The sequence below is a fragment of the Bacillus sp. AFS002410 genome, assembly GCF_002556365.1.
GTDB lineage: Bacteria > Bacillota > Bacilli > Bacillales > Bacillaceae_G > Gottfriedia.
Map to the genome: position 1 here is coordinate 100985 of NZ_NUEU01000009.1, position 11390 is coordinate 112374.

At 33.2% G+C, this 11390-nt stretch carries 9 protein-coding genes; 3 read left to right on the plus strand and 6 right to left on the minus strand.

Annotation, left to right across the window (positions count from 1 at the left end):
• Window positions 1–25 precede the first annotated feature (25 nt).
• The 4 genes from CN692_RS08205 to CN692_RS08220 form a co-directional block, all read right to left on the minus strand.
• A complete protein-coding gene (locus CN692_RS08205; protein ID WP_098118676.1) occupies window positions 26–967 on the minus strand; it encodes an ABC transporter permease in 942 nt (313 codons plus the stop codon).
• 199 nt (window positions 968–1166) lie between these two features.
• Window positions 1167–1616: an Lrp/AsnC family transcriptional regulator gene (locus tag CN692_RS08210; RefSeq protein WP_098118677.1), complete on the minus strand. Its 450-nt coding sequence runs from the start codon at window positions 1614–1616 to the stop codon at window positions 1167–1169.
• A gap of 279 nt (window positions 1617–1895) precedes the next feature.
• Window positions 1896–4076, minus strand: a complete 2181-nt coding sequence (locus CN692_RS08215) for a YhgE/Pip domain-containing protein (protein ID WP_098118678.1) — start codon at window positions 4074–4076, stop codon at window positions 1896–1898.
• 153 nt (window positions 4077–4229) lie between these two features.
• Window positions 4230–4820 carry a TetR/AcrR family transcriptional regulator gene (locus tag CN692_RS08220; protein ID WP_179874395.1) on the minus strand — a complete coding sequence of 197 codons (591 nt, stop codon included), beginning with the start codon at window positions 4818–4820 and terminating at the stop codon, window positions 4230–4232.
• Window positions 4821–5109: 289 nt separating this feature from the next.
• Here CN692_RS08220 and CN692_RS08225 point away from each other — a divergent pair, with 289 nt between their 5' ends.
• A complete protein-coding gene (locus CN692_RS08225) occupies window positions 5110–6543 on the plus strand; it encodes an alanine/glycine:cation symporter family protein (RefSeq protein ID WP_098118680.1) in 1434 nt (477 codons plus the stop codon).
• A 277-nt stretch (window positions 6544–6820) separates the two neighbouring features.
• On the opposite strand, the gene CN692_RS08230 is transcribed toward CN692_RS08225, so the two are convergent.
• Together CN692_RS08230 and CN692_RS08235 are read right to left on the minus strand one after the other, a co-directional pair.
• A complete protein-coding gene (locus tag CN692_RS08230) occupies window positions 6821–7579 on the minus strand; it encodes an SDR family oxidoreductase (protein ID WP_098118681.1) in 759 nt (252 codons plus the stop codon).
• 28 nt (window positions 7580–7607) lie between these two features.
• Entirely contained in the window at window positions 7608–9050 is a 1443-nt protein-coding gene (locus CN692_RS08235) for a DHA2 family efflux MFS transporter permease subunit (RefSeq protein ID WP_373605029.1), read from the minus strand.
• 271 nt (window positions 9051–9321) lie between these two features.
• On the opposite strand from CN692_RS08235, the gene CN692_RS08240 reads away from it, so the two are divergent.
• Window positions 9322–9906, plus strand: coding sequence for a TetR/AcrR family transcriptional regulator (locus tag CN692_RS08240; protein WP_098118683.1), 585 nt, complete (start codon window positions 9322–9324; stop codon window positions 9904–9906).
• 226 nt (window positions 9907–10132) lie between these two features.
• Window positions 10133–11353, plus strand: a complete 1221-nt coding sequence (locus CN692_RS08245) for a helix-turn-helix domain-containing protein (protein WP_098118684.1) — start codon at window positions 10133–10135, stop codon at window positions 11351–11353.
• Window positions 11354–11390 lie beyond the last annotated feature (37 nt).

The following is an 11390-nucleotide window of genomic DNA, read 5'->3' on the forward strand; positions in this document are numbered from 1 at the left end:
ACAATTCCCTTCCTCCTTTCACTGATTAATCGTAGCTAATTCTTGGATCTATAAATACGTATAAAATATCAACAAATAAGTTTACGATTACAAATAGAGTTGCCACTAGTAATACTGCCCCTTGAACCATTGGAAAATCTCTAGATGCAATTGCATCAATCATCAATCTGCCAACGCCGTTAATCGCAAATACTTGTTCAGTAATAATTGTTCCTCCAAGAAGAAATCCGAAATTTAGTCCAATTACAGTAATGACTGGAATCATCGAATTCTTTAATGCATGAATCCAAACAATCGATTTTTCTTTTACACCTTTTGCTCTAGCAGTTCGTATGTAATCTGCTCGAATTACCTCAAGCATAGAAGAACGGCTCATTCTTGCAATCATAGCAGCTGAAGCTGTCCCTAATGCGATGGCTGGTAAAATAATTTGCTTCAGCCCGGCTAATGTCCAAATTGGTGAATCTAATCCCCCAACAGGCAATATTTGTAAGTTAACCCCAAATATGAGAATTAGGATCGCCCCTAGCCAAAAGTTAGGTACTGATATACCTGCAAGTGCAATAATTGTACTTGATACATCCATCCACGAGTTTTGCTTAAGTGCAGAAATAATGCCAGTTACTACTCCGATTATTACCGCAACAACCATACTCGCGATTGCTAAACTTAATGTATTGGGAAAACGAATTGAAATTGCCTCTGCAACTGACTGTTTCGTTTGAAAGGAATATCCAAAATTCCCGTGTAATACACCTGATAAATAATGCCAATATTGAACAAAAAAAGGATCATTCAATCCCAAACTTTCTCGAATGGCACTAAGATCAGCCTTCGTTGCTGTAGGTCCTCCAATGACTGCAGCTGGATCACCAGGTGCTAAATGCATCGAAGCAAAGACTAAAAAAGAGATACCTAGTAAAAGTAAAAACAATTGGAACAATCTTCTCAATATGAGTGCTGCCATCTTTCCACCTACTCCATTTGTAAGTATATTAATTAAAATCACATACGTTTGTTAACTAATGATAATAAATAACCTAACAATGTAAATTTAATTATTTTCGATTATACCCCCGGTAGACAGAATATTCTATAATTTTATGAATTTTTACAAAAAATAGTAAAAAAAACCGAGAGATACGACATCTCTCGGTTAAAAGTACCTATAACTTTAGTCCATTTCTACTTTTAAATCTTCGCAACAGTATATGACTTTCTACTCTCGTAATACCTTCTAAAGCATATAATTCATTATTTATAAATTGTTCTAATCTGACAAAATCATCGACTAATACATGCATATGTAAAGTACTTGGACCCGTCATTTGATAACAACTAGCTACTACAGGATTATCTGCTAGTGCTTCAGCTACATCTACTAAGAAAGCTGGTTCACAATCAACCTCAAAGAAAGCAGATACTCCTTTTCCAATTTTTTCTGAATTAATAACTACAGAGAACCGCTCAATTACGCCATTTTTCATTAATTGATTCACACGCTCACGAATCGAAACTCTTGATAAATTAAGTTCTTTTCCAATATCCGCGTAAGACATCCGACCATTTTTAGTGAGCATCTCTAAAATTCTTTTATCTACGTCCGTTAATTTCATTTATTCACCACTTTTCCTATGAATGAAAACGCTTCCTTGTTTTTTTATATTTAATCGAACTTAAATGCACCCCTATATAATTACCATGTTAAAGTTTACCGATAATTACTTTACAATGTAAAGCAAAACTAAAATTTTTCCTTCAATATGCCCATTTTTCATCTCTAATTTTACAATAAAATATTCCCCTAAAGATACTGGATTTTTATTTCATATATAGTAAAAAAGGATTGAAATCTTTTTTTAATTAGACTTCAATCCTTTTTATTAATTTATGATTTATGCTTCGATTTCACTTAGTTGTTTTTTCTTTGATGATTTAACGCTAACTGCAAATGTTACATTTGTTAGGATAATAAATAGCACTGCAAATCCACATAAATAGTAGACTTGATCCCACACAAATCCTTTGCTGACAGAATTTGAGATTAACTCTCTAAATCCTTTTATAGCATATGTCATCGGTAAATATGGATGAATCGTTTGGAAAAATGTCGGTGTTAATGAAATTGGGAAAGTACCTGAAGTTCCTCCAATTTGTAATAACATCATTACAAACACAAAATATTGTCCTATATTCCCTAATGTAACAGTTAAGAATTGAATTAATGAGAAGAATGTTAAGCTAGTGATGATTGTAAACAGAACGAATAATCCGACGTTTTTCACATCAAGACCCATACCGTAAATTAAAACGATATCTGCTACAATCGATTGCATAATCCCCACAAAAATTAGAACGCTATATTTACTAAAGAACCAAGCTAAACCAGTTGTCGGAGTGATTGAGTTCTTTCTCATTGGATAAACTGAAGTGAACATTAATCCACCTGCAAATAATCCAATTGATAAAATATAAGGCGTTAATCCAACACCATACTCTTTAACATTATTTATTTTATGAGCAACTAACTCTGTTGGTTGTGCAAAGAACTGATCGGTTTTATCACTTGTTTTAACTTTGTTTACTTCATCTCCACCATCTTTTAATGATTTATGAAGTTCAGTCGTTCCTTTTGATAAATCAGTTGCTCCTTTTAATAAGTCTCCAGACCCATTATATAGTTTATTTGTTCCATCAGATAGTTGCTTAGAACCATCATTTAGTTGATCAATACCTTGAACTAGTTGGTCTCCACCTGTATTTAATTTACCTAAACCTGATGAAAGTAATGAGCTTCCTTCACTTAATTGTTTAGTACCATTGTATAAATCATTACTTCCCCCGGCTAATTGATTCGCTCCGTTAGACGCTTGTTGCAATTTACTATTAAATAAACTTAAATTTGAATTTAGTTCTTTTTGTCCTGCAAGTAAATTATTCGAGCCTTCATATAATTGACCTTGCGCTGTAGCAACTTGATCGATACCAGCTTTAATTTGGTTACTTCCTTGTGAAAGCTGATTTAAGCTGTTTGAGATTGCTTGTAATTTTTGTAAATCTTCCTTACTTAATGAGCCATCTTGTAATCCACTAACAATTGATTTTAATGCGTTATTTGTAGCACCTAGGTTCTCATTAAAACCTGCCCCACTTTTTTGCAGTTGGCTTGCACCTTCATAAGATTGTTTTAATCCAGCATTTAATTGATTACTTCCAGATTCCAACTTAGAAGACCCTGCTTCAATTTTAGTTCCACCATCAACTAACTGTGACAGACCATTATTTAATTCACTAGAACCGGCTTTTAATGTGCCAGTACCTTCTAGAAGTGCGTTTAAACCAGTGTTTAATTTATTTGCTCCATCATTTGATTGTTTAATCCCATCTGAAAGTTGTGTTGCGCCACTTTTAAGCTGACTACTTCCGTTTTCAAATGTTAGCATGCTATCATTTAATTTTTTTAAATTTTTATTTAAGACATCTGTTCCATCTGTTATTTTTGATGCGCCATCATTGATTTTACCAGCACCATCAGTTGCCTTTGTCATTCCATCACCAATATCCTTGAAGTTATCAAAGACAGATTTAGCATATTGCTCTGTAATTTCTTTAGAGATATTAGCATTTACTTCTTTCATTGCATTAGTACCGATTTGAGCACCTACATAGTTTTTGCCCGCATTCGTGTAATAGTTTAACTTCATTTTTTTCGGTTTTTCGTCTAATAACGTAGCTGCATTTTTAGAGAAATTAGAAGGAATTTCGATGACTAAATAATATTTTTCATCGTTTAGTCCATCCATTGCCTGTTTTTTACTTGTCACTTTCCATTTAAAAGATTTATTATCTTTTAAACCATCGACAAAATCTTTCCCGACATTAAGCTTTTTATCATTAAACTCGGTACCTTTATCATTATTAATAACTGCGACAGAAAGTTTCTCTGTTTTGTTATAAGGATTCCAGTAAGCAGATAAGAAAATTAATGAGTATAGCATCGGTACAAGTCCAATTGCAATGATTGTTGCTATAGTCATTGGCTTCTTAAAAATATTTTTCCATTCTTGTTTAAACACAATATCACTCCCCTTTTAGACTGATTGACCGAATTTGTATTTTGGTCAATTCTTGTCATTTAAATAGTTTAATACTCCCTTTTATAAAAAATAAAAGGTTATACTAAACCATTCTCCCGTTTTATTCATTAAAAACTAAATACATATTCATGTTTATTCAGGACTTTTATTTCCTATTAAACCAAATAAAATTAATTGCACCATTTTATTGATAGCATCATCTGTTATATGCATTGGATCTTTACCCATTACGCTTTTCTGTAGATTTAAAATCGATATGATTGTCGTAATCATACTTAAGCTTAGTATAGGAATTTCTAAATGTAGATTCGTTTCTTTTGCGAGCATTCTAGCTTCAATTTCTTCTTCAATTGGTGTTTTACGATAGATTTGTTGAAAGAAAATTTCTGATAACTCAGGATGGCGTAAAGTTTCGCTTATCAAAATTTCAATTTGATTTCGATTCATCTCTACCCATTTAATTCGTTTCTCTACATATAATCTAAGCAACTCTTCAATCGAATAGTTACTAAAATCCTCTTCCATCCAAACTTCTTGAATATCAGGCTTTACACAAGTAATTAATACATCTAATTTACTTTTAAAATACTTATAAATTGTCGCTTCAGAAATTTTACTTTCCTTTGCAATTTGATTAATTGTCGTTCCATCATAACCGTTCTTCGCAAAAAGCTGTTTAGATTGTTCTAATATATGATGCTTTGTTCTTTCACCCTTATTCACCATTTACCTCCTTACGAACTAATGTTAAAAAAGGAATTAAACCTATATTTTAGCATGCCTCAAAAAAAGTAAGTGTTTATTCACTTTTCTAGTATATTAACCGAAAATCATTTCGTCAACAAAAAAGTAAGTGAACACTCACTTTTTTAATCTTTTTTTAATTCAACCTAATTTCATTAAGATTTCATTAAAAAACCATTGTCATCATCGGCGTAATAATTTATTATTACACTTTATAGTCAAAATTATCGTATAATTTTGCGAATATTCATACAAAGGAGAGGGATTCATGACAGAATTGGTTACAGTAATCAACGACTATCTATGGGCTAAATTAATTGTCATTTTATTAGTTGCAATTGGCCTATTTTTAACAGCGTATTTAGGATTTATTCAGTTTAAATTCTTCCCTGAAATGGTTCGATTATTAGCTGATGGTCGAAACAGAGACAAAAGTAAAAAAACAGTATCTTCATTACAGGCATTTATGATTGGTATGGCTGCTCGTATTGGGACAGGTAATATTGCAGGTGTAGCAACCGCAGTAGCATTAGGTGGACCAGGCGCAGTATTTTGGATGTGGTTAATGGCATTAATTGGTTCAGCTTCAGCATTTGTAGAAAGTACATTAGCTCAGCTTTATAAAGTGAAAGATGGTTCTTCATGGCGCGGCGGACCTGCTTATTATATGGAAAAAGCTTTAGGTAATCGAAAGCTTGGTGTTATCTTTAGTATTTTAATTACTTTATCTTTTGGTCTTATTTTTAATGCAGTACAAGCAAACACAATTGCTGCTTCTATTAATAATGAATTCGGTGTAAATACAAAAACTACAGCAATTGTATTAGGAATTATTACAGCTTTAATTATTTTTGGTGGCGTACATTCAGTTGCAAAATTCTCAACTGTTTTAGTTCCAATTAAAGCTGGTGTATATATCATTTTAGCTTTATGGGTAATGATTTCAAATTTTGATATTTTACCAAGCGTTTTCGGTGCAATATTCTCTGAAGGAATTTTTACGTTTAAACAAATGTTTGGTGGTGTAATGGGTGCTGCAGTTCTTCACGGGATTCGTCGTGGATTATTCTCAAACGAAGCCGGAATGGGTTCTGCTCCAAACGCAGCAGCAACTGCTGAAGTAACTCACCCAGTTAAACAAGGCTTTATTCAAGCTTTAGGTGTAATTGTCGATACATTTATCATCTGTTCATCGACAGCAATGATCGTATTAGTTTCAGGTGTATATAAAACAACTGAACTTACTGGTATACCTTTAACACAGGAATCTTTACGCGCAAGTCTTGGAGACTTCGCTGCCACATTCGTCTCAATTTCAGTATTCCTATTTGCACTAAGCACAATTATGGGTAACTATTACTACGGTGAATCAAATATTAGCTTCATGAAGCACTCAAAAAAATCAATTTATCTATACCGTTTTGCAGTTATTGGAATGGTATTATTCGGAGCACTATATAGCGCTGAATTAATTTGGTCCTTAGCAGATATCTTCATGGGATTAATGGTAATCGTTAATCTTTACGCAATTACACGTTTAGCTAAAGTAGTAAAAGCCTTATTAATAGATTATATTTCTCAAAAGAAACAAGGTCTGGATCCTGTTTTCTCTGCTGATCAGATTGATAACATACCTGGCCGTGATCAGCTAGAGGCTTGGATTGATGAGAAGAAGGATGTTAAGAAGCAGGTTGGAAAATAAAGAAAACTCTCCGATTGGCGAGCCTTTAGGTGAAGACAGAGGGGTAGTTGCACTTATACTTATACCTAAAATTGGCATCTAAGATATTTTCATTATAGATTTATCACTCTCATTTTCTTTTTTTAATTTAATTGGAGTAGATCCAAAGACATGAAAAAACCATCTAAAATTAGATTTATGATGGTTTTTTCATTGTTTATATCAAATTTGATCATGAAAGATTCGATATTTTAAAGGCAAACTTTTCCTAATAGCACCCTACTATAAAATTCCTGCTTTAATATGCAGTCCAACCTGCATCCCCAGTAATAACAGTACCATTCACAAAACTCGATTCATCTGAAGCAAGGAATAAAGCGATCTTTGCAATCTCTTCTGGTTTACCTACTCGAGGGTTTATTCCTAGTCCTGATTGAATTCGTCCCATACCAAACTCGTTGATGTTTGTCATTGATGAGCCGATATTTGTTTCAACACCACCAGGGGCAATTGCGTTACAACGGATTCCATTCGTTGCGTACATGAATCCAGTATTCTTTGTAAATCCAACAACAGCATGCTTAGAAGCTGTGTATGCCGCTCCTGCTCTAGCACCTTGTAAACCGCCAGCGGAAGCTATGTTAATAATAACTCCATGCTCTTTTTCTAAAAAGATCGGTAAGGCTTTTCTAGTTGAGCGCATGACACTTGTTGTGTTTACTGCAAAAACTCTTTCCCATTTTTCATCTTCAATATCACCTGCAGGTTCAAAGTTATCCATTATTCCTGCATTATTAACTAGAATATCTAATGTGCCAAAAGTATTAATGGCAGAATCAATTAAGTTTTGAACATCATTTTCGAGCGCAACGTTTGCCATTACAGCTATTGCATCTCCGTCGTTTGATTTTATTTCTTCAACGGTTGCTTTAGCAGCATCTACATTAATATCAGATACTACTACTTTTGCACCTTCCTTTGCATAAAGGACAGCGATTGCTTTCCCCATACCTGAACCTGCACCAGTTACTACAGCTACTTTATTTTGAAGTCTCACGATTATTCCTCCAATTAATTATGATGTTTTATGCTTTAACTGTTACTTTATCTAACTTAATAGATGCGTCTTCAGAAGCTGTTTGTTTCCCTCTTTTAATAAAGAAAGAAAGCAATAATCCAAGAATTCCTATTCCAACAATCACTAAATAAGCGTCATTTATTCCATTTATTGAAGCTTCTTTTATCATTTGAGCTTGTGTTAGACCGCTAGAGGCCGCTGTAGGAATTAATTCCTGTATATGTGTTTTTGTACGGTCTGTCATAACTGTAACTAGAAGTGATGTACCAACTGCTCCAGCAACTTGACGAATTGTATTCGTAATTGCTGTACCGTGAGCATTTAATTGCTTTGGAAGTTGATTCAAACCAGCTGTCTGGATTGGCATCATCATTAATGCCATTCCGATTCGTCGACCTGTTGACATTAAAACTAGGTAAGTGTAGCTCGTTGAATCCGTTAAGTTTGTGAAGCCAAGTGTTGTTGCAATTGTAATAATCATCCCGAAAATAGCAAGCCATTTCGCACCCACTCGGTCGAATAGTCTTCCAGTAACTGGCATAAGAAAGCCCATTACTAATGCACCCGGAAGTAATAGAAGACCTGACTCAACTGGTGTATAGCCACGAATATTTTGTAAGTAAAGTGGAAGTAGCATCATATCTGCATACATTACCATCGTTACTGCGATATTAATAACTGTCGTTAATGAGAACGTACTAAACTTGAATGCACGCAAATCAAGTAAAGGATTTTTTGAAACTATTTGTCTCCAAGAAAAAAGTACAAGCGCTAAAATTCCAACAGCAATCGTAGTAATGACTTCGGCGCTCTTCCAGCCTAAGCTTCCAGCTCGACTGAAACCATATAGCATTGCACCGAAACCGACTGTCGATAATGTTACGCTAAGTAAATCAAATTTTGTTACGACACGATCGGATACATTACGTAAATAAATAAACCCAAGTACGATTACTAAAACAGCAAATGGAATCATTCCGTAAAACATCGTTTCCCATTTGTAGTTTTCCATAATGTAACCTGCAAGAGTAGGTCCGATTGCTGGTGCAAAAATAATCGCAAGCCCGACCATCCCCATTGCTCCCCCACGTTTTTCTGGTGGGAATATTGTCAAAATAACATTCGTAAGTAGTGGCATAATAATTCCTGCACCTGCAGCCTGAATCAATCGCCCTGTTAACAAAACAGGAAAGTCAGTCGCAATTGCCGATACAATTGTTCCTGCTAAAAAGATAATCATTGAAGCTTGATAAAGCTGGCGCGTAGTGAAACGTAGCATTAAATATGCTGTAATCGGGATTAACACACCATTTACTAGCATGTAACCTGTTGTTAACCACTGTGCTGTTGCTGCCTTGATTTGAAAATCAACCATTAGCTCAGGAATGGCAACACTCATAAGCGTTTGATTTAACGTTGCTAAAAAAGCACCTAAAATCAATATGAACATAATAGGTCCTTTTTTTATTGAATTTGTGTCTGAAACAGTAATTTTACTCAATCCCCCATCAACTCCTTCTATCTTTATCATGGACATAATTTACAAAGTGTTTAATAATTAACATGATATAAATTAATTATAGTTATATAGTTAGTTCTTACAACCAACAATATTTGTAGAAATGTATTGTAGTTATCACACTTTTTAGTTCTGTAGCAAAAATCCAACTTAATATACACATCTAAAAAAATTGTAAATTTTATGGAAAAGGTGATTTGATTTGAAGGATAAAATAAAAGTAGACCCTAGGATCATTCGTACACGCCAATTGATTAAAGATGCATTTATCGATCTACTTCATGAAATGGATCTAAACAAAATCACAGTTAATCGAATTGCTGAGCGTGCAACCGTTAACCGAGTTACATTCTATCTACATTATCGTGACATACAAGATATGATGGAGAATATGGCTTTGGAAATGGGCGAAAAGCTTGGCCAAATTATGAGGGATTCAACGGATTATAAATCTATAGAAGAAACAGATTCAGTGAAGCTTTTAAAATTGCTCGAACATATAGCTCAGAATGCTAAATTTTATAAAGTAGTTCTTGCCTCTACTAAAACACCTATCTTTACGGAGCAATTATTAAAAATCATTACCGAAACAATAACGCAAAGAAGAGAAATTGATTCCTTACATATTAAAACTGATATTCAAAAGGATATTATTATTTGGTACGGATCATCAGCATTGATCGGTACAATTGTATCTTGGTTAAGAAATGATATGCCCTATACTCCGCAATATCTAGCAAAGCAACTATCTATGCTCTTTAGAATCGGTAATAAAATAGAGAAATAATTCAACGTAAGGTAAAAAAATGAAGTTCGGGAAAGGGATGGCAAAAAATTACTTCCTTCTCCCCCTTTCTTTTCCTGCTTTTTCCTTTTTACCAGTTCTTAACATATCTTTAAGTATTACTTCACATGCTATACCACTATTCTAAATATACTAATTTTGTTGTTAAATGTAGAATTTTAGTATTAGGTACTATTTTTGAAACCTAGAATGGGAGGAGGACTTAGTTATGTATGAAGGAAAAATCATTAAATTTTATCGAGAAAAGTACAAGCTAACGCAAGAACAATTAGGAAAAAACATTTGCTCCGTTACCCATATAAGTAAAATAGAGTGTGCTCAAACAAAGTACGCACCAGAAATACTAAATTTATTATCACAAAGACTTGGCATTGATATGGAATTAGAAGTAACAAATTTTATGAATATAAAACAACGTTTACTTCATTGGCATGATGTTATTATCATGCAATTATTCGAAGAGATGGATCAAATCTATTATGAATTTGAAATGGAAGAGTTAATTCAAATCTCTGAATATAATGATATGTATCAGCTGCTAAGAGCTAAATATTTTCTAGTGTATGATAAATGTAATGAAGCATTTAAAATCATCAAAAAGATTCAAAAAAAAGAAGATAAATTAGCACAATATGAAAGAAATTTATTAAAGCATATTTTAGGAATTTATTATTTAGCAAAACAAGAATATAGTAAAGTAATCCAAATTTTAAAATCGATCGATAATACAATTTATAAAAACCCTGAATATAATTACCATTTAGCATCGGCTTACCATACTTTAAATGCTCCTGTACTAGCCTATTATTATGCTGAAAAATCTCATCATTTTTTCAAACAAATCAATAACTATCTTAGAGTGATTGACGCTGAAATGTTGATGATTATACAAGTTCAAGGTGATACATTAGATGAAGAAATTATTAATCGTTTTAAAAATTTAATTAGAAGTTGCGAACTATGCAATGCACCTGAGCGAAAAGCAAAAGTACTGCATAACTTAGCTTATGAATTATATAGAGGTAAACATTATAAGGATGCTAGTAAATACTACAAAGAATCGATGTTACTGAAGGATTCCGAATCTGCATCATATTTACTTTCATTAGAAGGTTATATTCGAAGTTCATTTGATGGTGGTTCATCTAATATCGAAGAGCTTATTCATGGCACAGACTCTGGACTACTTATAGCGAAGAAGAATAACTATACTTTATATATACACTTATTTAAACTTTTACTTTATTTATTAAAGTCTAAGGAAAAAGAATATCATATCTACCTTAATAATAAAGCTTTACCAATGTTTATAAAAAATGGCTTCACATTTTTAGTGGAGCGCTCGAAAAAGGAATTATTCAATTATTATAAAAAGATGAATTTAAATGAACAGGCAATGGAAATTGCACAATTAATTGTGAATGCTTAGGACTTATACTTTTATTATAGATCGGGGCTGTCTCTTA

What these genes read in the sequence shown, in the direction of transcription:
- CN692_RS08245 (WP_098118684.1), top strand. Translation starts at nt 10,133, where the DNA reads ATGTATGAAGGAAAAATCATTAAATTTTATCGAGAAAAGTACAAGCTA.
- CN692_RS08225 (WP_098118680.1), top strand. Translation starts at nt 5,110, where the DNA reads ATGACAGAATTGGTTACAGTAATCAACGACTATCTATGGGCTAAATTA.
- CN692_RS08235 (WP_373605029.1), bottom strand. Translation starts at nt 9,050, where the DNA reads ATGTTCATATTGATTTTAGGTGCTTTTTTAGCAACGTTAAATCAAACG.
- CN692_RS08210 (WP_098118677.1), bottom strand. Translation starts at nt 1,616, where the DNA reads ATGAAATTAACGGACGTAGATAAAAGAATTTTAGAGATGCTCACTAAA.
- CN692_RS08205 (WP_098118676.1), bottom strand. Translation starts at nt 967, where the DNA reads ATGGCAGCACTCATATTGAGAAGATTGTTCCAATTGTTTTTACTTTTA.